The 23,750-nt window shown below is 42.2% G+C and carries 20 protein-coding genes; 17 read left to right on the top strand and 3 right to left on the bottom strand.

The genetic code is table 11. The features are described 5' to 3' along the window. Positions 1-256: 256 nt before the first annotated feature. The 5 genes from DFR58_RS01040 to DFR58_RS01020 all read left to right on the top strand — a co-directional run bounded on the left by DFR58_RS01040 (position 257) and on the right by DFR58_RS01020 (position 5,886). Complete coding sequence (locus tag DFR58_RS01040; protein ID WP_114295954.1) at positions 257-739, top strand: MarR family winged helix-turn-helix transcriptional regulator; 483 nt, start codon at positions 257-259, stop codon at positions 737-739. A gap of 18 nt (positions 740-757) precedes the next feature. After that, entirely contained in the window at positions 758-2,488 is a 1,731-nt protein-coding gene (locus DFR58_RS01035; RefSeq protein ID WP_114295953.1) for an ABC transporter ATP-binding protein, read from the top strand. Then, a complete protein-coding gene (locus DFR58_RS01030) occupies positions 2,485-4,395 on the top strand; it encodes an ABC transporter ATP-binding protein (protein ID WP_423230822.1) in 1,911 nt (636 codons plus the stop codon). Before DFR58_RS01035 ends, DFR58_RS01030 begins: the two co-directional genes overlap by 4 nt. Before the next feature lie 95 nt (positions 4,396-4,490). Continuing rightward, on the top strand, positions 4,491-4,700 hold the full coding sequence (locus DFR58_RS01025) for a hypothetical protein (protein WP_114295952.1): 210 nt from the start codon (positions 4,491-4,493) through the stop codon (positions 4,698-4,700). A 214-nt stretch (positions 4,701-4,914) separates the two neighbouring features. Then, entirely contained in the window at positions 4,915-5,886 is a 972-nt protein-coding gene (locus tag DFR58_RS01020) for a carbohydrate kinase family protein (protein WP_114295951.1), read from the top strand. A gap of 85 nt (positions 5,887-5,971) precedes the next feature. Here the strand turns inward: DFR58_RS01020 and DFR58_RS01015 are convergent, their stop codons facing one another. Continuing rightward, on the bottom strand, positions 5,972-6,949 hold the full coding sequence (locus DFR58_RS01015; protein ID WP_114295950.1) for a LacI family DNA-binding transcriptional regulator: 978 nt from the start codon (positions 6,947-6,949) through the stop codon (positions 5,972-5,974). A 548-nt stretch (positions 6,950-7,497) separates the two neighbouring features. Here DFR58_RS01015 and DFR58_RS01010 point away from each other — a divergent pair. After that, complete coding sequence (locus tag DFR58_RS01010) at positions 7,498-9,858, top strand: fibronectin type III domain-containing protein (protein ID WP_114295949.1); 2,361 nt, start codon at positions 7,498-7,500, stop codon at positions 9,856-9,858. Positions 9,859-9,862: 4 nt separating this feature from the next. On the opposite strand, the gene DFR58_RS01005 is transcribed toward DFR58_RS01010, so the two are convergent. Continuing rightward, positions 9,863-10,516, bottom strand: coding sequence for a cyclase family protein (locus tag DFR58_RS01005; protein WP_114295948.1), 654 nt, complete (start codon positions 10,514-10,516; stop codon positions 9,863-9,865). Between the two features lie 260 nt (positions 10,517-10,776). Here DFR58_RS01005 and pepF point away from each other — a divergent pair, with 260 nt between their 5' ends. The 7 genes from pepF to DFR58_RS00970 all read left to right on the top strand — a co-directional run bounded on the left by pepF (position 10,777) and on the right by DFR58_RS00970 (position 19,663). Continuing rightward, positions 10,777-12,585, top strand: coding sequence for an oligoendopeptidase F (pepF, locus tag DFR58_RS01000; protein WP_114295947.1), 1,809 nt, complete (start codon positions 10,777-10,779; stop codon positions 12,583-12,585). Beyond that, on the top strand, positions 12,582-13,697 hold the full coding sequence (locus DFR58_RS00995) for an aminopeptidase (protein ID WP_114295946.1): 1,116 nt from the start codon (positions 12,582-12,584) through the stop codon (positions 13,695-13,697). Before pepF ends, DFR58_RS00995 begins: the two co-directional genes overlap by 4 nt. Before the next feature lie 335 nt (positions 13,698-14,032). Further along, positions 14,033-16,024, top strand: coding sequence for a BslA/BslB family hydrophobin (locus DFR58_RS00990; RefSeq protein ID WP_170137983.1), 1,992 nt, complete (start codon positions 14,033-14,035; stop codon positions 16,022-16,024). A gap of 327 nt (positions 16,025-16,351) precedes the next feature. After that, positions 16,352-17,479: an ABC transporter ATP-binding protein gene (locus tag DFR58_RS00985; RefSeq protein WP_114295944.1), complete on the top strand. Its 1,128-nt coding sequence runs from the start codon at positions 16,352-16,354 to the stop codon at positions 17,477-17,479. Continuing rightward, entirely contained in the window at positions 17,472-18,110 is a 639-nt protein-coding gene (locus DFR58_RS00980; RefSeq protein ID WP_170137982.1) for an ABC transporter permease, read from the top strand. Before DFR58_RS00985 ends, DFR58_RS00980 begins: the two co-directional genes overlap by 8 nt. A 15-nt stretch (positions 18,111-18,125) precedes the next feature. Beyond that, positions 18,126-18,734 (top strand): ABC transporter permease, encoded by a 609-nt coding sequence (locus DFR58_RS00975; protein WP_114295942.1) that lies wholly within the window; start codon positions 18,126-18,128, stop codon positions 18,732-18,734. Positions 18,735-18,757: 23 nt separating this feature from the next. Further along, the gene (locus DFR58_RS00970; RefSeq protein WP_114295941.1) at positions 18,758-19,663 is read left to right on the top strand and encodes a glycine betaine ABC transporter substrate-binding protein; all 906 of its coding nucleotides are present in this window, start codon (positions 18,758-18,760) and stop codon (positions 19,661-19,663) included. A 65-nt stretch (positions 19,664-19,728) separates the two neighbouring features. Here the strand turns inward: DFR58_RS00970 and DFR58_RS00965 are convergent, their stop codons facing one another. After that, positions 19,729-20,355, bottom strand: coding sequence for a GntR family transcriptional regulator (locus DFR58_RS00965; protein WP_114295940.1), 627 nt, complete (start codon positions 20,353-20,355; stop codon positions 19,729-19,731). Positions 20,356-20,723: 368 nt separating this feature from the next. Between DFR58_RS00965 and DFR58_RS00960 the strand changes: the two genes are divergently transcribed. The 4 genes from DFR58_RS00960 to DFR58_RS00945 all read left to right on the top strand — a co-directional run bounded on the left by DFR58_RS00960 (position 20,724) and on the right by DFR58_RS00945 (position 23,628). Next, positions 20,724-21,470, top strand: a complete 747-nt coding sequence (locus DFR58_RS00960) for a YebC/PmpR family DNA-binding transcriptional regulator (RefSeq protein WP_114295939.1) — start codon at positions 20,724-20,726, stop codon at positions 21,468-21,470. A gap of 90 nt (positions 21,471-21,560) precedes the next feature. Then, the gene (locus DFR58_RS00955; RefSeq protein WP_170137981.1) at positions 21,561-21,905 is read left to right on the top strand and encodes a nucleotidyltransferase domain-containing protein; all 345 of its coding nucleotides are present in this window, start codon (positions 21,561-21,563) and stop codon (positions 21,903-21,905) included. Beyond that, on the top strand, positions 21,895-22,320 hold the full coding sequence (locus DFR58_RS00950) for a HEPN domain-containing protein (protein ID WP_114295937.1): 426 nt from the start codon (positions 21,895-21,897) through the stop codon (positions 22,318-22,320). The genes DFR58_RS00955 and DFR58_RS00950 overlap by 11 nt, the downstream gene beginning before the upstream one ends. A gap of 219 nt (positions 22,321-22,539) precedes the next feature. Continuing rightward, positions 22,540-23,628 carry a hypothetical protein gene (locus DFR58_RS00945; RefSeq protein ID WP_114295936.1) on the top strand — a complete coding sequence of 363 codons (1,089 nt, stop codon included), beginning with the start codon at positions 22,540-22,542 and terminating at the stop codon, positions 23,626-23,628. Positions 23,629-23,750 lie beyond the last annotated feature (122 nt).

Here is a 23,750-nt window from a genome sequence, read left to right as displayed (position 1 = left end):
ATTCAGTGATTTCTCTCCATTTTGTATCCATCATAGGCTTTTGAGCAAAAGGACGGGGTTCCTTTGAATGTAGCAGCATCAAAGCCGGGTGTTACTTATAGTCTGTGCAGCAATCCGCTCTCCAACTCCAGAAATTGAATCCAAACGCTTCACATAAAAATATTGACAAACAACCTTGTCATGTTATACTATTATATTAGTCGACTAACTATTATACGTTTAATTATAATTTTGTTCTTAGAAGGAAGGGAAACCCTTGAAAGCCACTCGTGCCAAATCTACACAAATTTCATGGAAAATAAGAGATGTTCACCACCTGCATATGAACCACCTGCAGAATATTCTTTCATGCTATGGGCTCTATTTCGGCCAGCCGCGCATTCTGCATACCATAAAGGAGCTTCACGGTGCTACTCAAAAGGAAATAGCCGATAAGCTCAATGTTACGCCTGCTTCGCTTGCAGTTTCTATCAAGCGTATGGAACGAGCCGGCCTGATTGAGAAAAAGATGAGCAAAACCGACTTGAGACGAAATTATATCACCCTTACGGAGCATGGAACAGGAATTCTCAATGACAGCTATTCGTCTTTGTTGAAAATGGACAACAAAATGGTTCAGGGGTTTTCGGATGAGGAACTGGAAAAGCTTGCCGGATATCTTGACAGGATATATGAGAATCTGATCGCTTACAAAACAACTTCAACTGGCAATGAGCCGCCGTCTACACAACAGGACTAAACTTCAGGAGGAGCATAAATGCTGAAAAAATTCATACCATATATAAAACCATACCGTCTGGCGGCGATAATTGGTCCGCTGCTCGTTTTTGCGGAGGTTGTCATCGATATTTTGATGCCGTTAATGATGGCTTCCATTGTTGATATAGGAATCAAGACCTCCAATATGGAGTATATATACAGGCACGGGACGATCATGATCGTGCTGGCGTTAATAGCCTTAGGCTGCGGTGCTTTCAGCAACCGCCTTGCGGCTATCGCATCTCAGGGCTTTGGATATCAGGTAAGACAAGGGCTTTTTGATAAGATACAGGATTTCTCTTTTGCAAATCTTGATCGGTTCAGCGTACCGTCATTGATTACACGTCTTACGAATGACGTTAACAATTTGCAGCAGTCCGTTATGATGGGACTCAGAATGCTGGTAAGGGCTCCCTTCATGATGATTCTGGCTCTCATTATGGTGCTGAGTATAAACAGACGTTTATCCATGATTTTCTTGGTTGCCATACCCTTGCTTGCATTTTCGTTATATTTCATTCTGACCAGCGCCCACCCAAGATTTCGTGTGCTGCAGAGTAAAATTGACCGGATGAATACGTCGGTACAGGAAACCCTGATAGGAATACGGGTAATAAAATCCTTTGTCCGGGCCGATCACGAAAAGGGACGTTTTAAAGAGTCTAACGATTCTCTGATGAAAAGTGCGGTTCACGCTGTCAGCCTGGTCGTATTGAATGGGCCGATAATGCAGCTGATCATGTATGCCTGCATCGTATCCATTCTATGGTTCGGCGGCAATATGGTGATTGGGGGGAGGCTGCTTACGGGGCAGCTAATCAGCTTTATCACATACGTAACACAAATTCTGATGTCATTGAACATGCTTTCCATGCTTTTCCTGATGTTTACTCGTGCAAAAGCTTCGGCCGATAGAATACTGGAGGTTTTTGATACCGATATCGATATTGTCGGAAAGAAAAACGGCATTACGGAAGCAGCAGACGGCTCGATAGAGTATAGGAATGTCAGCTTCAGGTATCCGGGAAATTCCATGGTGGACGACTTGAATCAAATCAACTTCCGTATCGGGTCAGGAGAAATCATAGGCATTATAGGCTCTACAGGATCCGGCAAAAGTACGCTTGTGCAGCTGCTTCCACGCCTATATGATGCTACGGAGGGGGAGGTCCTGCTAGGAGGCAGGGATGTGAAGGACTATGACCTTGAGGCGTTGAGGAATGCGGTAAGTATGGTCCTTCAGAAAAACACATTGTTTACGGGCACAATCCGTGAAAACCTTTTATGGGGTGATGAAAACGCAACGGAGGAAGAAATCCGGGAGGCTTGCGAGGCAGTGCAGGCATGGGAATTTATATCGCAGCTGCCGGAAGGATTGGATACAGTGCTCGGACAGGGAGGTGTCAATCTTTCAGGAGGGCAGAAACAGCGATTGTGCATAGCGCGGGCGCTTTTGAAGCGCCCGAAGGTCCTTATCCTGGATGACTCCACAAGTGCTGTTGACATGGCTACCGATGCAAAAATCCGTCATGCCTTCAAGACAGGACTAAAGGGTACTACGACAATTATAATTGCCCAGCGCATCTCATCAATTGAGCATGCCGACCGGATTATCGTAATGGATAACGGCTTTATGGACGGGATTGGCACCCATGAGCAAATGCTTGAAAGCAACAGCATTTACAGAGAGATTTATACCACGCAACTGGAAGGGAGTCTGACGGCATGAGTAATTCACATGCACCACAATCACAAAAAATATCAATGCCCGGGCCGGGCTTCAGGTCATTTGAAAAGCCCAAGAACGCGAGCAGGACCTTTACAAGGCTGATACGCTATATCGGAAGTAATCCGTTGAAGCTATTCATAGCCGTTACGCTGATAATCCTAAGCTCTCTCGCAGGAGTGCTTGCCACATGGTATTTGAAGCCGCTGATTAACGGGATAAAGGAGGGCGCCCAGTTATCGAGCCTTGCGACTTCTCTGCTCACCATGGCGGGAATTTATCTTGCATCAGTCATATTGGCATACGTGAGCAATCTAATGATAGTAAAAATCGCGGCAGGCACCTCAAATTGCATAAGGAAAGAGCTCTTTGAGCATATGATGGATCTGCCGGTAAACTACTTTGACAGCCGAAGCCACGGCGAAATTATGAGCCGCTTTACAAACGATGTTGACAATATCAACATGGCATTAGAGCAGGGGCTTTCCCAGCTAATTACCTCTTCCGTTACTGTTGCAGGTGTATTTGTAATGATGCTGCTTCTCAGTCCGTTTCTCACTTTGTTTGTCCTGCTCTTTCTTGTGGTGATGCTCTGGATTACCAAGACTGTAGGCAAAAAGAGCTCACTATATTTCCGTTCCCAGCAAAAATCGCTTGGAGAGCTTAATGGTATTATAGAAGAATTAATCGAGGGACAGAAGGTTATCAAGGTTTTCCAGCATGAGCAGCATGCCAGGGAGGCTTTCAGGAAGAAAAATGAGTCTCTCCGCCAGTCCGCTACGGAAGCCCAGACATTTGCGGGGATACTGATGCCTATCATGGGGAACCTTTCCTATGCGCATTATTCCGTTACTGTTATGGTGGGAGCCATACTGGCGATTAACGGGCGGATGGATATCGGAACAATCGCAGCATTTCTCCAATATACGCGATCCTTTTCCATGCCAATCACAATGATTGCCAACCAGTTTAATACACTGCTTGCGGCACTTGCAGGAGCAGAAAGAATTTTTGAGGTCATTGACAGTCCTGTTGAGGCGGATAACGGAACTATCAGGCTTATACAAAAAAAGGAAGGAGTGAATATGGTTGCGGGCAGGAATGATGAGTCGTCTGCTCTGCATCAATTGGCCTGGGAGATTGAAACAGACGGGGGTATAAAGTCATATGTGCCTCTGGCAGGGGATATTCGCTTTAATGATGTAACTTTCAGCTACCTTCCGGAAAAGAATGTTCTCAAATCAGTTTCATTTTATGCCAAACCCGGTCAGAAGGTTGCTTTTGTCGGTTCTACCGGGGCAGGTAAGACAACGATAACCAATCTCGTCAACCGGTTTTACAGTATCGATTCAGGGCGAATTGTCTTTGACGGCATAGACATAACCCATATAAACAAATCGGACCTGAGGCGCACACTCGGAGTAGTTTTGCAGGATGTTCACCTTTTTAATGGTACGGTGAAGGATAATATCCGGTATGGAAAGCTTGATGCTACTGATGAAGAGATAATCCGTGCAGCAAAGCTTGCAAACGCGCATAGCTTTATCATGAAGCTTCCGAATGGATATGATACAGTATTGTCGCATGACGGTACCAGCCTTTCTCAAGGTCAGCGCCAGCTTCTTTCCATTGCCCGTGCTGCCGTAGCGGACCCTCCGGTCCTGATTCTTGACGAGGCAACCAGCTCTGTGGATACCCATACTGAGAAGCTTATCGAGGCCGGCATGGATAAGCTCATGCAAGGCCGGACAACGCTGGTTATTGCACACAGGCTGTCTACGATACGCAATGCTAATGCCATAATGGTGCTTGAGCATGGAGAAATTATTGAAAGAGGCAGTCACTCCGAGCTTCTTGACATCTGCGGGCGTTATTACGAGCTGTATACGGGAGCAACAGAGCTTGCGTGACATTTAAGAAATGGAAAATTTCTTGCGATATTTGCGGTAAAATTGATCATATCTCATTTTATTAAAAACTTATTTTATACTGAGGAGGAATACTTATGGCTTTATTGCAGGTAAATTTTCATTCAAGGGCATTGAAGAGAATTACTGCTTTTAACGCTCTTATGCCGATTGACAGGCCCGATATACCGGATCAAGCGGAGGACCCAAGGGAGACGAGGAAGGTTGAGCAAATATTATATAATGACTCAACCTTTCTCTTTTTCAAGCAATGGGGCTATATAACAGGATTACCTTTTCAAATTTAGCTGTAGGGATATTTCTTCACAATGTCAATCGGTTGACATGAAATAAAAACAATGCTAAGATTAGTAATAAAATTAACTCCTGAAGCAATACAAAAATATTAGAAAAAGGATACTATTTATAGGCTTACTGATTTTTTATATTTATACAAAGAGGACGAAAACCTAATGGCATATAATTGCTTTTATTTTACTTAAACTTTATGGAGGTTATGCTATGCATGACGTATGTGCACTTGGAGAGCTGCTGATAGACTTCACACCTGCAGGACATTCTTCTGCTGGCAGGGAGATTTTTGAAAGGAATCCCGGAGGAGCGCCGGCAAATGTGCTGGCTGCTGTTACAAGACTTGGAGGAACTGCCGCGTTTATAGGAAAGGTTGGAAAGGATCGGTTCGGCGATTATCTCAAAAGTGTTCTGGAAGAAAACAGGATCGCTTCCGACGGGCTTGTTTTCAGCAAGGACGTTAATACTACGCTGGCATTTGTACATCTGAGCGAGGCAGGGGACAGAAGCTTCAGCTTTTATAGAAAGCCCGGAGCGGATATAACGCTTCTACCGGAGGAAGTGAACCTTGAAGCAATAGACAGAGCGAAAATATTCCATTTCGGTTCTCTGTCCATGACTGATGAACCGTCGAGAAGTGCTACGATTAAAGCTCTTGATTATGCTAAAGAAAGAGGCAGGCTCATTTCCTTCGATCCCAACTGGAGACCTGCGCTCTGGAAAAGCAGCGGGGAAGCCAGAGAAAATATGCTGCTGGGTCTTAGGTATGCGGATATTTTAAAAGTGTCTGAGGATGAATTGAGTTTTCTTTCAGGTGAGTCCGACATGCTCAGAGGTTGTGCCGTTATTGCAAAAAAGGGAGTAAAAACAGTTATCGTAACCTTGGGACCAAAAGGCTGCTTTTTCAGTTATGAAGGCGGCAATGGTTATGTTAATACCTATGACACAAAAATCGTAGATACAACGGGAGCGGGAGATGCTTTTCTTGGAGGTCTGCTTTACCGTATCAGCAATTCGGGGAGAAAGCCGGAGCATATAAGTATTGAAGAAATGAGAGATATGATGCTCTTTTCAAATGCGGTCGGAGCTGTGTGTGCGGCCGGCTTTGGAGCCATACCCTCAATGCCTGAGATGCAAGCGGTGCAAGAGTGCATGAGTAAGGTTCCGTTGCTGCTTTATTAGGATTATGGAAAGCAAAAAAGAAGCACCCTTGAATTTAAAACATCTCTTATTCTTTTTCAAGGGACAAGAGATGTTTTTTTACGGCTTAAGTGGTTTCCCTCTCTATAAGAGTAACAGGAAATGTTACTCTTGACGGTATGGCCTTGTTTTCCGCCTTGTGTATTATACTTTCAACGGCATATTCACATATATCATTTAAAGACTGGCGTATTGTCGTAATGGAAGGATTGTATATCGTGCATAAATCAATGTCATCATATCCGACAATCTTCATTTGCTCAGGTATTTTAATACCGCGTTTGCTGCATATCGTTATCACCTGCGCGGCAATAATATCATTCGATGTAAAAATGCCATCAATACCGGTGTGTTCATTGAGAAGAGCATTAATTACACTCTCGTAGCGCATGGATAGAAACTGCTCTTCACCAGCATCCGTAACAACGTGCGGAATCCCTCTTTTTTCGCAAACCTCCTTGAAGCCGTAATAACGCTTGTTTGCATCCATGTTAAGGAAGGTACTCCCACTTATGTGCGCAAGCTTTTTGCAGCCTTTGGCAATAAGGTGTTCGGCTGCCAGAACACCGCCCTGGTAATTATCCGAGCAAATGGAAGGAATCAACTGAGATATAACACGATCAATTGAAATTATGGGAGCATCGATGGATATATTTTTATCAATATCCTGGGTATGGCTTGCTATGATTACGCCGGCTACCTTATTGGCACTCAGCATATCAAAATATTCTATTTCCTTTTTAACCTCCAGGTTGGAGGTGCAAAGAAGCAGCTTGTAGCCATGATGTGATACATAGTGTTCAATTAAGTCAATCACCTTGCAGAAATATAAGTTGCTGGCTGAAGGAACAATCAAGCCGATGAAGCTGCTCTTTTTCAGGGAAAAGGCCCGGGCGAACTCATTAGGCCTGTAATTCAGCTCCTTCATAGCCTGTCTGATCTTTTTTTTCGTTTTTTCGCTTACATATCCACGGCCATTCAGCATTCTTGACACTGTAGTAACAGTTATTCCGCACTTTTCAGCTACGTCCTTCAATGTACTCATAAAAACTCCCTATCCACAATATACATACTATATATGTGGCGATAAAGATTTTACATAGAGGATATAACTTGCCGGAAGAAATTTTTATTTGACCCATAAGGAATACCTCTAAGAAAAATGCCGAGTGGCAAACCCAAGAGACTTTTCCCCGCAAGGCACTTTTTCGTTGCTATTAAAAATTTCTGCAGGCATTTGTATACTCTATGATTGTAAAATCTTTATCGCATCCTATTATAAATAATAAAATTTGCAACTGTCTTATAATATACGGTAACATAATTCATATGATGCGTCAATATGTAAAAATATATATGCATAATACACATTTATCCAACGGCGTGAACGTTGAAATTCTCCCATACGAAGCCTGTTTTAAGGAACAAAGAGATATAACTGTATATAATGGTAAGAGATATTGAACTAAAGAAAATATATTCATAATGTATTAATCGGATAACATACCTATGTGCATTATTTTATAAAGGACATTCAGCTTTCCCTCCTTTTTGCCGAAATAATAATAGAGTGTGATTTTTGGAGGAATATATATGATGCTTAAAAATAGAGAACCATTGATTAATATGCTTGTAAAGCTTATGCTTGCTTTTGTTTTGCTCCTTTCGAGCTTTCCGGCAATACCCGTTTCGGCTGATACCGATCTGAACATACTGACACTTTTGGTTGATACGGGTCCTTATCGCATAAAGCTGCAATGGACGGATAACTTAAATATTGAAAGCAGCTACTGCATTGATAAAAAAACCGATTCAGGAAGCTTTTCACAGGTAGCCACCGCGTATTCCCATTCCTATGGAAGCACCCTTCAATGGACTGATTCCAATGTAAGGGAAGGACATACATACACATACAGAATCAGATATTATGTCTCCTCCGACAAAAGCTATACCATTTATACAAATGAAGCCTCAGCTTCGGTAACGTCGGCAGTAAAGCCCAGCAGTCTTACTGTTACCACTGTTTCAACCTCCGAGATAGATTTAAAATGGGCTTATCCGGCAACCAGCAGCTATGACACTGTTGTTGAGCGAAAGGGGGCAGGCGCCGATTGGGCTGCCATAGCCACAGTGAGCGCAGGTACAAATACTTACAGCGACAGCGGGCTTATGACAAATACAACGTACTATTACAGGATACGGGCCTATGCAGGATCAAATATATATTCGGGAGCATATCCGGGAGAGTCGGGGAGATGGGCTGTTACAAAGGTGGGAGCGTCAGGTGGGCTTTACGGGTACGCTTCGTCCTCCAATGCCATAACACTGAAATGGGACGATAGCTCCAATAAAACCACCTATTTTGACATTCAAAGAAAAACCTCCGACGGGAGCTTTATTACCATAAAAACAGTAAGCCCCGGAGTAAGTACATATACCGACATCGGACTGGAGCAATATAAGAAGTATACCTACAGGATTGGGGCAAAGGCCTCATACAGCGGAAGTCCTGATACTGCAAACTATACTGATGAGGTTGAGGTTACCTGCTTCTATATAAGCCCGCCTACGGGATTAACCGTTAAGTCTGCTTTGGGCGCGGATATGGAGCTTGTCTGGACGGATAATTCCTCCAATGAAACGGGCTTTGAAATATGGCGGAAGGCCGGCGAGAACGGAGAATGGCAGCAGTACGGACAGACAGAGAGGAATGTTAACAGCTTCACAGACGACGATACCTTGTCCGACATCATGTATGCTTATAGAGTCAGAGCTCATATGCTGTATAATAATTCCTATTCCTCGTTTACAAACGAGGCCTCGGCATGGAGTATGTCGCTTGAGGCTGCCACCGACTTGCAGTATACAAGAATCTCAGACACCGAGATAAAGCTTGTATGGGCTGATAATTCCAGCAGAGAAAGCGGATTTGCTATAGAAAGAAAGACGGGTGTTGACGGCGAGTGGGTTCAGATCGCATCTCTGGCTGCAAATATAACGACGCATACCGACAAGAGTGTGCAGAAGGGTAAAAAGTATTTTTATAGAATTAAAACGTTTGATAATATATATTTTAAGTCCTATATTTACAGTGAGATAATTGAAATACGTGATAATGTAACGGGAACGCCCTCCGATTTATCTATAGAGGCGTTATCCTCCAGTCAGGTTAAGCTTACGTGGAAGGATAATTCCAATAATGAATCGGGCTTTAAGATTGAAAGGCTGAACCCGTCTTCTCTGTACTATGAGGAAATCGCAAGGGTTGATACCAATGTCACGGTATATTACGACAGCGGGCTTACGCCGGGAACCTATTACTACTATAGAATAAGGGCCTTTGACTTAAGCAGCAATACAGAATATACCCGTGAAATGAATATAAGGACTCCGCAGCATGTGTCCATAAAGGATGTGGCCGACAGCCACTGGGCATTTAAGGAGATTGAAAATCTTGTAAGCAGAGACATATTAAAGACCAATAACGGATACTTTAAGCCGTCCGACAAAATAACAAGGGGAGAGCTGGCCAGTATGCTCGTGACGGCCTTCGGAGTGGAGGGTACTTCTGTGGGCTCCTTTGCCGATGTCAACTCCCGCCATAAATACTATAAGCAAATAATGGTTGCGGATAAGATGGGCATTATAACGGTAAGTAAAAATAACTATTTTTATCCCGATTCTTATGTCGCAAGAGAGGAAATGGCAATATTTGTGGCAAGAACTCTGAAAACAACGGGAAAGCCCTTAAACGGGTATGAGGATTCCATACTTGACGAATTTTCAGATAAGGATGATGTGTCGAGAAGCGCGCTGTACAGTGTGGCAGCAATGCTTGGAGAGGGAATAATGTCTGCGCAGACCAAAAACGGAGAGCAGGTTATAGCACCAAGGGGAAGTGTGACAAGGGCGGATGCGGCAGTAGTTATTTTCAAGGCAATGAACAGGGATTAGGGATTTATTCCGTTTCAAAAAGTACGGCTCTTACGGGGGAACCGTCGGCGTCTTCTATAGAAAGAGGCAGGCACGAAAAAAAATATTCTCCCTCCTGTACATCTTTTAAGTACAGGCCCTCTATTATGCCTATTTCATTAGACAGAAGCAGGTGGTGTGCAGGGTGGCCGTCGGATAAATATCCGCTGGATGAATATCCGTCAATTGAAAGATAATCCACACCAAGGGTTTTTATTTTCTTTTCCGCAAGGTATGCCGCAGCCGATTCTTCAATATATATAAAATCCTTGCAGAAAGGCTCTGTCTGATGCAAGAGGCTGTTTCGGGTCTTTAAAAAAACCGTGTCGCCTTCAAAAATCGGAAGAGGGCTTATGCTGCTTTTGTCTATAAAGCCTTGAACCTTCAGATCAAAAACCTTAACAGTGCCTATGTAATGTGACAGATTAAGAGAGGAGATGCGTTTTCCTCCATTGATGAAATGAAAGGGAGCGTCTATATGCGTTCCTGTGTGAAGACCCATTTTTATGCTTGAAACATTGCAGGCATCTCCCTTCTCAATGGAAGAGTTTATTTCTATCTCTACGGGGCTGTCCCCCGGCCATACCGCCATACCGGGATAAATTCTTCTGGAAACATCAATAATCTTTTTTATTTTCATAGTATGGCAGACCTCCAAAGGATTTATAGGTGGTTTTATTATACCATAAATTTAAGACAAAGCCATTGAATTTAATAAGTCAAAAAATGAGCCGGGTTAAACTGAATGTAATGAAAAATAACAGTAAAAATTTAGCATTAATATATTGGTAAAACTTTAGACGTTAGGGTATAATATGGAAAGAGAATTTTATTCGATTGATATAAGCACATTCTTTGCTTTAGAGGGTTTCAATTATAATAGGAGTAGGAGGTAGTAAGATGCAGCAGACCAAGACCAACAAGCTTCCCAAAAGAGAGGAAATAGACGGGCAATACAAATGGAGGCTTGAGGATATTTATGACAGCATTGACAAGTGGGAGCAGGACTTTAAAACAGTTAAAAGACTTTCGGGTGAGATAGTTTCCTGTAAGGGGACTCTGGGAGAAACCACAGACAGGCTGCTTGCCTGCCTGACGCTCTGCGATGAGCTGACCTCACTCAATGACAGGCTGTTTGTGTATTCAAGGATGAAGAGGGATGAAAACAATGCGGATGCGGTATATCAGGCCCTGACGGAAAGAGCGTCGGCACTCTCCACTGAGGTATACGCGGCTATATCCTTTATAGTTCCCGAGATAATATCAATACCCGAGGATACGCTGAAGGAATTTATGGACAGCAATAAGGGACTGTGGGTATACAGGCACTATATTAATGAGCTTTTGAGACAAAAAAAGCACATACTGTCCGACGAGCAGGAGCAGCTTCTCGCGCTTGCTTCAGAGCCTCTTCATGCCTCCCACGACATATTTTCCATGTTTAATAACGCCGATATAAAATTTCCCTTTATAAAGGATGAAGAAGGAAACGAGGTGGAATTGACAAAGGGCAGGTATGTAAGGCTTTTAGAAAGCAAGGACAGAAGGGTAAGAGAGGATGCCTTCCATGCTATGTACAGCTCGTACAAAAAGAATATCAATACCCTTGCGGCATCCTTCAGCGGAAATGTAAAAAAGAACAGGTTTTATACCACCGTAAGAAAATACGGCTCGTCTCTTGAGGCATCTCTTGATTCTGATAATATAACCACCGACATATATGATAACCTGATCAAGACGGTGAATAGTAACCTTCACCTTCTACACAGATATTTAAGACTCAGGAAAAAGGCGTTAAAGCTTGAAGAGCTGCATATGTACGACCTGTATGTGCCTATTGTGGAGGAGCCCGAAAAAAGCATACCGTATAGTGATGCCTTAAGCATGGTGCAAAAAGGGCTTATGCCTCTGGGAGAAGAGTATGCAGGGTATTTGAAGCAGGGGTTTGACACAGGCTGGATAGATGTCTACGAAAATGAGGGGAAAACGGGGGGCGCATATTCATGGGGCACTTACGGAACGCACCCTTATGTGCTTCTCAATTATCAGGGGACTATAAACGACGTTTATACAGTAGCTCACGAAATGGGTCATGCTCTGCATTCCTTTTATACTAATAAAACCCAGCCCTATATTTATTCGGAATACAAAATATTTGTGGCGGAGGTTGCTTCCACGGTAAATGAATCCCTCCTTATGAGGCATATGCTGGCAAACACAAGGGACAACAGGGAAAAGGCATATCTTCTCAACCACTATCTGGAGGAATTCAGAGGGACTGTATTCAGGCAGGTAATGTTTGCGGAATTTGAAAAGCTTGTTCATGAAAAAGCGGAGCAGGGAGAGGCTCTCACAACTGAAATGCTTTCCGAAACATACAGGGGGCTTAATATGAAATATTTTGGCAATGAGGTTGTGGTGGATCAGGATATTGATATAGAATGGGCAAGAATTCCCCACTTCTATACAAGCTTCTATGTATATAAGTATGCTACGGGGTTTTCAGCGGCAACCTCTCTTTCGCGGCAGATTCTGGAAGAGGGCGGTCCGGCGGTAAGCAGGTACATAAGCTTCTTAGAAAGCGGAGGCTCGGACTATCCCATAGAGCTCCTCAAAAGGGCTGGGGTCGATCTTTCCACTCCCCAGCCTATACAGGATGCTTTAAATGTGTTTGAAGAAATATTAAATGAACTGGAGGGGATTATATGAAGGATTCCCGTATAGAAAAGCTTGCCGGGAACATTATAAATTATTCCGTAGGGCTTAAGCCGGGAGAGGAAATTCTTATAGAAGTGATAGGAAATGAGCCTGCTATTGTGCAGGCTATGATAAGAGCGGCATATAAGGCCGGAGGAGTGCCATTTGCTACAATTAAGGACCCTGAAATTACACGGGTGCTTTTAAGCGAATGCAGCCAGAAGCAGATAGAGGATATGGCGGCCTTTGAAGTGGCGAGGATGAAAAGCATGAAGGCCTATGTTGGAATAAGGGCGGGACAGAATGCAAGTGAAATGGGGGATGTGCCATCCGATAAAATGAAGCTGTATTCAGCGTATTATCAGAAGCCTCTGCACTCAGACCAGCGTGTTAAATTTACAAGGTGGTGTGTTATGAGGTACCCCAACAGCTCAATGGCCCAGCTTGCCGGTATGTCCACCGAAGCCTTTGAGGATTTTTACTTTAAGGTTTGCAATCTTGATTACTCCAAGATGTCAAAGGCGATGGACAGTCTTGTAAGAGTTATGGAAAGAACGGATAAGGTGAGGATAACGGGTAATGGCACCGATCTGACATTTTCAATAAAGGATCTGCCTGCAATTAAATGTGACGGCAAAATGAATATACCGGATGGAGAAGTATTTACGGCTCCCGTAAGGGAGTCTGTCAATGGCGTGATTACCTATAATACTCCTGCGGTGTATCAGGGAGTTATCTTTCAGGACATACGGCTGGAGTTTAAAAACGGGAAAATAGTAAAAGCAACCGCCAATAACAGCATAAGAATTAACGAAATATTTGATACCGATGAGGGAGCCAGACATGTAGGGGAGTTTGCAATAGGAGTCAACCCCTTTATTGAAGCACCAATGAAGGATACCCTGTTTGACGAAAAGATAAAGGGAAGCCTTCACTTTACCCCCGGTAGCTGCTATGATGAGTGTGATAATGGAAATAAATCCGCCATACATTGGGATCTTGTGCTTATACAGAGACCCGAGTATGGGGGAGGGGAAATATGGTTTGATGATACGCTTATACGCAGGGACGGAGTTTTTGTGCCGCAAGAGCTCCACTGCTTGAACCCTGAAGAGTTGATTTAAACATAGTAAAATCTTTATCGTTACATATTTAGCAATAAAGATTTTACATGGAGGATATAATTTGATGAAAGAAATTTTTTTGACCCGTAAGGAATACATCTAAGAAAAGCGCCTGATGACATACCCGTGAGACATTTCCCAGCAAGGCGTCTTTTCGTTGCTATTAAAAATTTCTGTAAGCAATTATATCCTCTATGTTTGTAAAATCTTTATTGCATCCTATATACATATATAAAATTATATCGCAGGATGCCGATATAAAAATTGATGCTGTGTTTATATTTCACGGTTTTTGTATAATATATTAAATGGCTTTAGAATCGGGGGTTATTGACATGTCTAAAAAATTCATGAAGTCGGTCTCAGTCGCGGTCATGCTGCTGTACCTTTTTTTAATAAGCGGGACGGCAGCCTACGCAAAGCCGTCGGATATATCTCGGCACTGGGCTGCCGCATCAATTGAAAATTGGCTTTCTAAAGGGGTTTTAAAGGAACAGCCCGCAGGAAAGTTCAGGCCTGACGACGCCATAAAAAGAATTGAGTTTATTGCAATGATAAACAGTATTTTCAATTATACCGACAAATCTGAGAACAAATTTGCAGATGTCATTGCAGGCTCGGACAATGGCGCGGAGGTTGCAAAGGCTATAGCGGCAGGTTATATAAAGGCGGATAGAAACAATAAGATATACCCGTCGCAGGCATTGACAAGAGTTGATGCAGTGGATATGCTTGCGAAGGTTTTTGAGCTGGAGGTCAAAAACACATCGGAGGTGAATAAATACTCCGACATGTCGAAAATTCCGTCGGCAAGCAGGGATGCTGTCAGCGCGTTTACTGAAAAGGGCTTTATTGCGGCGAGATCGGACGGAAGCTTCTCTCCGTACTCCAACGTGACAAGAGCGGAGACAGCCGTTATGCTTGACAAGATAATGAGCGGGCTTTTCAATTCATCCGGCACATATAAGCTTTATTGCACCAGTAATGCCGTGGTTAATACAAAGGATGTGACTCTTAAGGATACTACCGTTGACGGAGACCTGTATATCACGGAGGGAGTGGGGGATGGCGATGTCACCCTCGACAATGTGACTGTAAAGGGAAGGACAATAATACGCGGCGGAGGAAGAAACAGTATTATAATAAGAAATTCCAGGCTTGCCGGTAATGTAATAGTTTCAAAGAAGGACGGCAAAATAAGGCTTGTAGCGGAAGGGATGACAACCGTAAGCACAGTACGTCTCAATTCGGGCGCAATATTGGAGGAGTATGAGGTTAAGCTCAAGGGATTTGACAGCGTCGAGCTTTTGGATAAAATCCCTTACGGGCAGGAAATAAGGTTTGACGGTGAATTCGGTACGGTAAATGTATATTCGGGTGGGGCAAGGATCTTAACCGACGGTTCCATTGCAAGGCTTGATATAAAAAAGGAATCTGAAAGCATGAATATAAGGACGAGGAGCGGAATAGTAAAGGACTTGAATATTGACGGGCCAAAGACGGTGCTTACTGTGGACGGCGGACTTGTAAATAGTTTAAGGCTGGGCAATACTGCAAAGGGCTCTGCGGTAGGTATAGCTGCCGTCGCAAAGGTGTCTTCCATTTCAAACAGTGCAGGAGCGTCCGTTAAGGGAAGCTCATCTGTTTCGTCAAGCAGCTCGTCATCGCTGTCCTTGACGGCATACGATGTTTCGGTTGCAAAGGGAAGATCCAGAGCCTCAAACGTAAGTGTTACCTCCGGCTGCATACTAAGCTATGTTTCAATGAACCCCGAAATTGCATACGTTGACTCCGACACGGGACGCATATACGGCATTGAGGCAGGCCAGACACAGATACAGGTTACGGCGTCGAAGCAGGGTTATGCGTCTGTATATGACCTTTTTACGGTAACTGTTACGGGGGACACCATAGGAAGCACAGCTACAGGTTATCTTTCAATATCGCCTCAGAACAGTACTGAAGGTGCTGCCGATATAGACATAGCTTTAATTTACTATCCCGGTGAAGCACTTGCCAACGGGACAGTAGTATTCAGCCTGCCCTCAGGATTTAGAGCGCAAGCAGGGGATCAGGTAAAAACAAACATGGGAGATGTTGATCCAGGCCAGGTATCATACAGCGGAGACGGATCTAAGGTAACGGTAACGGGGCTTTATTTCTCCTATGGAGAGGCTGTGGCACTTATTTTGAAAGAAAGGACTATTCCGGCGGCAGGGAGCTATAGCTTTTATGCCACTGCCGATGCAGATGGGTTCGGCACGTTAAGAACTCCTTCGGCGGGCACGGGAAATGAGCGTGTATACTTCACATCCGGCGAAAGCTGAGTCACACCTGATTTAAGTTAGTGATGTTATGACCAGGGGAAGCTATTGGAAAGAACCCCGGAATAGGCTGTTTTAGAGCCTGCTCCGGGGTTTTAATATTTTTTAAAGTAAATAAATAATTTTATGAAAGGATATACTTAATAAAGATTAATAAGATAATTGACGAGTCAAGCATATTCCATATTTTTACTAGTGACAACTTAGAGAGGTTGACAAAGTTTTTACTGATTGATATTATTAGTTACATGGTATTTCTAATCCATTAGAGCAAAAAAAGACATCATTGCCCTATTTACGACGAAGCTTTTGTAGAAGAGGTGGTTTTTAATGGTAAAGCTGAAAAATGTGAGGAAGGTCTATAATAAAACAACGGTTATAGATGAAATGGATCTAGAGATAGACAAGGGAAAATTTGTTGTGCTGATAGGACCCAGCGGCTGCGGTAAAACAACAACTCTTAAAATGATTAACAGGCTTATAGAGCCTACATCCGGCTCTATATTTATTGATGGAGAGGAAATTACAAAGGTAAATCCTGTTCTTTTAAGGAGAAAAATAGGTTATGTAATACAGCAGATAGGCTTATTTCCCAATATGACAATCGCGCAGAATATAGAAGTGGTTCCAAGGCTTTTAAAATGGCCTTCGGAAAAAAGAAAGAAAAGAACCCGCGAGCTGCTTGAGCTGGTAGGCATGGACCCCGACGAGTATATAAACAGGTATCCGTCCGAGCTCAGCGGAGGACAGCAGCAGCGTATAGGAGTACTGAGGGCGTTAGCGGTAGAGCCTCCTCTTATCCTCATGGATGAACCTTTTGGAGCGTTGGATCCTATAACCAGAGAAACGCTTCAGGATGAGGTTAAAAAGATACAAAAAAAGCTTAATAAAACTGTCGTTTTTGTAACTCACGATATGGATGAAGCACTGAAAATGGCGGACATTATAGTAATAATGAAGGATGGAAAAATAATTCAGATGGACTCCCCCGAGGAACTGCTTGCAAATCCTGCTAATGATTTTGTTGCTGAATTTATAGGCAAGCACAGGCTAAAGACCGATACCGAGCTGCAGACCGTAGAGGATGTTATGAAGCCCAATGTTGTGACGGTTTTGAAAAGCAAGGGTACGGCGGAAAGCATATCACTTATGAGGCAGAAGAATGTTGACTCCCTTATTGTGACAGACGACAATGGGAGGCTGGAGGGAGTAGTCACCATTGACAAAATAAGGGAACTTGGTAAAACGGGAAAGGATATAAGCGGGCTTGTTGAGAGAGGGGTTCCTGTGGTTAAAACGGATGCTGAAGCAAAAACCGCTTTTGACATGCTCATTACAGGAAGGCTGGGCTTTGTTATAGCCGTGGACGATGAAGGCAGGGTTAAGGGAATTGTGACTAAAACAAGCATGGTTAAAGCTCTGGCAGACATCGTTTGGAAAGGAAATGAAAATGGTTGAATTAATAAAATTTATGGTTAATCAAAAGCAGATGATCTTGGATGCTACGCTGCAGCACATTTTCATATCGGTTCTGTCTGTCGTGATTGGAGCATTAATAGCAATTCCTTTAGGGATATGGCTTACCAGAAAGAAAAGAATTGCAAAGCCTGTAATGGCTGCCGTGGGCATTATTCAGACGATCCCCAGCCTTGTCCTGTTCGGGTTGGCAATGCCGCTTCTGGGAATCGGAATCCAGACGGGGTTGATTGTTATGGTGCTTTACTCAATACTTCCTATTTTACGCAACACCTACACCGGAATACAGGAGGTGGAGCAGAAATATGTTGAGGCATCGAGAGGCATGGGAATGAGCAATTTTCAAATTCTTACAAATGTAGAGCTGCCTCTTGCACTGCCTGTAATAATTGCCGGAATAAGAATATCCACAGTTTATATTATAAGCTGGGCTACAATTGCGGCTCTTATAAATGCGGGAGGGCTTGGAGACTTAATATTTACAGGGCTTCAAACCTATAATTACAATATGATACTCTCGGGCGCAATACCCGCATGTATACTTGCTGTTCTGATGGGGGCGGTTATAGGGGGCTTGCAGAAGGCTGTTACTCCAAAGGGACTTAGAAATTAGAGGGGGGTGGAAAGAATGTCGCAAATATTTATGTCGACGTATGAGCATCTGCGAATTACCTTTGAGGGAGTTGCCATTGCCATAATTGTAGGAATAGCTGTGGGCATTGTTATTTCACGGCATAAGGCTGTAGCGGGAGTAGTAATGTCTGTAGCCGATATTATACAGACCATTCCCTCGCTTGCTCTTCTGGCCGTATTGATGATGGTATTCGGGCTGGGGAATACGCCGGCCGTTGTCGCACTGTTCATGTATTCCTTTCTTCCCATAGTAAGAAATACCTATGTTGGAATTACAGGAGTGGACAAAAGCCTGACAGAAGCGGGTACAGGCATGGGAATGACAAGGCTTCAGCTACTGTTCAAGGTTAAAATACCTATAGCAATGCCGATAATTTTTTCAGGGATACGCGTGGCGGTGGTAACTGCTCTGGGAGTTGCGACAATAGGTGTGTTTATAGGCTCAGGCGGCCTGGGGAATTTTATATACAGAGGAGTTCAGATGGGGGATGTGAAAATGATACTTTGGGGGGCAATACCTTTGTCTATACTTGCAATAGGCTTTGATGTGCTCCTTGAGCAGGGAGAAAAAAGAATGGTTAAATCCAGAGCAAGGAGAATATAAAAAAAATTACGGAGGTTATGTAAATGAGGAAAATACTAAAAATCATATCTGTTTCATTAATTTTGGCAATATCACTGGCACTGCTTGCAGGATGCGGAGGATCTCAGGAGAAGAAAATAGTTATAGGCTCAAAAAATTTCACGGAAAATATGGTTCTCGGAGAAATATTTGCGCAGGTTATACAGGATAAGACAGACTTAAAGGTGGAATATAAAGAGAACCTTGGAGGCACAATGGTTTGCTTTGAGGCCATAAAAAAAGGAGACCTTGATATTTACCCCGAATATACAGGCACAGGGCTTACGGCTCATCTTAAAATGGATGTAATTAACGATGCCGACAGGGTGTATGATATAGTACAGGAGGAATTTAACAAGCAGTTTAAAATAAAATGGCTGAAGCCTCTAGGATTTAATAACACCTATGCTGTGGCTGTAAAAGAGGACTATGCAAAGGAGAATAATATTACAAAGGTAAGTGAGCTTGTACCTCTGGCAAAGGATTTGACGTTTGGGGGAGAGCATGAGTTTTTTGACAGGCAGGACGGATATGAGGGAATGATAGAGACGTATGGCTTAAATTTTAAGAGTGCTCCTGCAAAAATGGACGTGGCTTTAAAGTATCAGGCTATTTCTCAGGGGAAAATGGATGTCACCGATGCATTCGCTACCGATGGGCAGCTTATTACTTACAAGCTCACGATATTGGAGGATGACAAGAATTTCTTTCCCCCTTATTATGCCGCTCCTATTGTGAGAAATGATACTCTGGAAAAGTATCCTGAGCTGGAAGAGGTGCTTAATTCATTGGCGGGAAAGATAAGCGACGAGGAAATGCAGATGATGAACTATAAGGTGGAATCAGAAAAGAAGGCTATCCGGGATGTGGCAAGAGATTTTCTGACTGAAAAAGGATTGCTTTCAAAGTAAGCTATAAATAACAAGTCATAGACTGTATAAAAAAGCGGGTATTGCCCATGGGGCGAGACCCGCTTTTACTCCTTCATAAAGCTCTTTATTCTTTCCAGTACATCCATCTGGCCCACTACCAATATATGATCACCCTTCTCAAACCCAAGATAGGGCCCCGGTGACAGGATCAGCTTACCATTTCTTCGGATTCCTATTATGGTACCGCCTGTATTTTGCCAGAATTTAGAGTCTGTGACTGTCTTTCCTATAAGATGAGAGTCGTCATCCATTTCAATTTCCAGAGGCGATATAGGGTCTGCGTTTTTGAGCCTGTCCGAGTAGTCTATAATCTTGCTTACTATGGAATTAATTTCGTGCTCAATGCTTTGCTTCTGTGCAAGCAGGCTTTTAATATCCGATCTTAAGGAACTGATGGATTCCTTATTCTCAAAGCGCTGTATAAACTCAAAGGCATTCTGTTTTGAATTTATGCGTATGCCACTTCCCTGACTAACCTTTACAACCTTCATGTCCTCAAGAAGGGTAACTGCCCTTCGCACTGTTTCGGGAGAAACGTTATACTCTCCTGCCAGTGTAGATCTGCCGTATATTCTGTCCCCTTCCTTAAACTCTCCGCGGCATATCCTGCCTGCCATGTCAAGCGCTATTTTTCTGTACATGGGAACATCAATATTCAATTGCCGGTTCATACTTATCTCCATATATTTAATTTAAAATTTAAAAATGCTGTAATTATTTTACTACAGAAATATAGGAAATGCAAATGTCAAAGGCCAAAATAGATAGGATGCGATAAAGATTTTACAATCATAGAGGATACAAATGCCTGCAGAAATTTTTAATAGCAACGAAAAAGTGCCTTGCGGGGAAAAGTCCCCATAAAAATCTTTATTAATTTTAAAATTAATATTATAATAATAATGCACATAAATTATTGTCGGTGTTTTTTAAAACAATAAATTTCTGGCAGACAGAGTTTTAAAAGGCGACGGAAGCTGATTCTGGCGCACGACATCGGCTGATGGATAGAAAGCTTGTGCTGTATAGGAGGTATGTTATGTCGGGACATTCAAAATGGGCAAACATTAAACACAGAAAAGGAAAATCTGATGCTGCGAGGGGCAAGATATTTACCAAGCTGGGCAGGGAAATAGCCATGGTGGTAAAGCAGGGAGGCGCAGATCCTGAGTCCAATTCTAAGCTTAGGGATGTTATATCAAAGGCAAAGGCTGCAAATATGCCAAATGACAACATCACGAGAAGCATAAAAAAGGCCGCCGGGGATACCGACGGGGACAACTATGAGGAGATATCCTATGAGGGATACGGGCCCGGGGGAGTAGCTGTTATAGTAGAGGCTATGACAGACAACAGGAACAGGACGGCGGGCGATGTAAGGCATTATTTCGATAAATTCGGTGGAAATTTGGGCCAGACAGGCTGTGTATCATATATGTTCAATAAAAAGGGAGTAATACTTATTGAGAAGACCGATAAGACCGTTGAGGATGACTTGATGATGGAGGCTTTGGACGTCGGAGCGGAGGACTTCAGTGCGGAGGAGGATTATTTTGAGGTGCTGACGTTGCCGGAGGATTTCTCTGCAGTAAGAGAGGCATTGGAGAGCAAGGGCTATGAGTTTATAGAGGCGGGAGTAGAGATGGTGCCGGAAACCATGACGAAGCTCACCGAGCCCAAGCAGATTGAGTTCATGGACAAGCTGATAGACAACCTGGAGGACTTGGACGACGTTCAGAATGTGTACCACAACTGGGAGCGGGATGAGGAGCAGGACGAGGAGTAGGGCTTTATACTGTTTTTATACTCCTGACAGTTGTTGGATATCAGGAAATAGGCTATAATATTCTTATTAAGAATGAATGGGGGGAGGTATATGATTACACAGTCGAATATTAATGAAATAACTAATATACTTGCCCGCAAGGCCAAACTTTTATTTGGAGACAAATTAAAGGATGTAATACTTTTCGGTTCATGTGCCCGTGGAGAGTTTGCGGATGAGTCAGATGTAGATTTGATGTTTCTGGTAGACATGGATCGAATAAATTTAAGTAGGTATAAGAGTGACATATGCAAAATTAGCTCTGAACTTGGTATGGAATATAATGTATTAGTTTCGCCTATATTACAGGATATGGACGAGTTTAACAGGTTCAAAGGAGATTTGTCGTTTTTCAGGAATGTTGAGCTTGAGGGGGTCAGGATAAGTGTTCAATGATAATGTCATTTATCTTGCAAAACATAGGCTTAGCACTGCTGAGGAAGATTTGGAGACTGCGATAGATTTGCTGAATATGCAAAGATACAAAGGCGCGACAAACAGGGCGTACTATGCCATATTTCACTCAATGCGGGCTGTACTTGCGCTAGAAGGAGCCGACTTTAAGAAGCATTCAGGGGTCATCGCCTTTTTTAGGCAAAATTTTATTAAAACCGGCGAATTTGATATTGTTTTTTCTGAGATTATTCAAAAGGCCAGTTTTATAAGAAATGAAAGTGATTACAGCGATTTTTATATTGCGTCAAGGGAAGAAGCTGAGGAGCAGGTTGAAGGTGCAAAAAGGTTTTTTAAAGAGGTACTCCGGTATCTTAAAAGCAAACCTGAGTGGACAAAAGAAGCTGATAGCCTGTAAATATCTCCTTTCGTTCGCCGTCTAAGGTGTTTACAGGGCTTGGGGCATTCCTGTTGAATATATTAACACCTTCTTATTATGTGTGAAAAACATAAAGGAAGGTGCTTTTTATGCTTACAGTGTGTAATTAAATAGTAATTAAACCTTATTATGAATAATACTGTAATTACACCAATTTATGTGATATAATAACATAAACACTGCGTAAAGGGGAAAAATATGGATTTGGAACAATTTTTTAAGGGTAAGAGAATTGAAACTATTGTTTCAACTAAATCCTTCATGATCGCCCTTGTGGTTATAGGTACAGTATTTTATATACTTGTTCAAAATTACTTGGATTCTTCCAGTGCTAATAACATATCCATATCTACAGCATATAAAATATTTCTGGATATAGTCAGACTGTTTTCAGGCACATTTATTTCGACAGGATTAATATCATTGTTCTTAAGGATTACCTCTATGAAAAAAAATACTGAGGATACAGTTATCCAGACCTATACAAATTTATCGAAAAGTATTTTAACGGCCGGGTTTGATTTAAGTACTTATTCAAACAGCATATTGGAAAAGCTTCAAGAACGGATAATTATTCAAAAAAGCGGATTAAAGATAACATCTGATTTATTAAATGATTCCATATATTCTTTAGAAAAAAATTTAAACAGACTATTAGTAGGACTTTATTATGATTATCATAAATGTACCTACTGGATAACGCCTGACTCACAAAACGGGATTTTTAAAAAAAGGGTTAATTTAAAATATAATATTATAAATAACTATGAATTAGAAAATGTAATTCGTTTAAAATTGGCATTTTTAAACGAGGGGAAGAAAACTGATGAGGAAAAAAAGAAAAACTTAAAAATTTATAAGTTTGAAATTAATAACGTAGATCTGCTGCATGAAATACCTGGACTGTTAAAGGTCGAAGATATAACGGATAAATACCATACTGTTTATGATTATAGAATTACATTAGAGAGAAAATTGCAAGAAGGCAAAAGCCATATTATAGATATAGACTATGAATATGAAGTGCCAATAACTGACTCGTTGCAAATTTATAAAATATTATTGCCATGTAAAAAATTTGAGCATAAGATTTTTATTGACGGCAGAGATATCTGTAGCTGGGATTTATGTGTAAATGGTTTTGCTTCTCTCTTCTACTCCGGCTCTGAGCTGGGCAATAATTTCAAGGTCATAGAACATACTTCGCACTCTGCGGAGATTACATTTGATAATTGGATTTTGCCTGGTGCCGGATATGTTGTATCATTAAAAAATTATTTGAAGTAGAAGGATATACAAAATTTCATTGATTATAAAATTGATATTTGGACAAGCATATGCTAAAATAATAATATAATTTCAAATTTTTTGCAGACATTATTTTTATGTTTATTTTAGTATCGGGTTGG

This window comes from Anaerobacterium chartisolvens (genome assembly GCF_003337415.1).
Lineage (GTDB): Bacteria > Bacillota > Clostridia > Acetivibrionales > DSM-27016 > Anaerobacterium > Anaerobacterium chartisolvens.
Note: the sequence above shows the minus strand (reverse complement) of the source record. Positions and strands in the feature narration are given on the sequence as shown.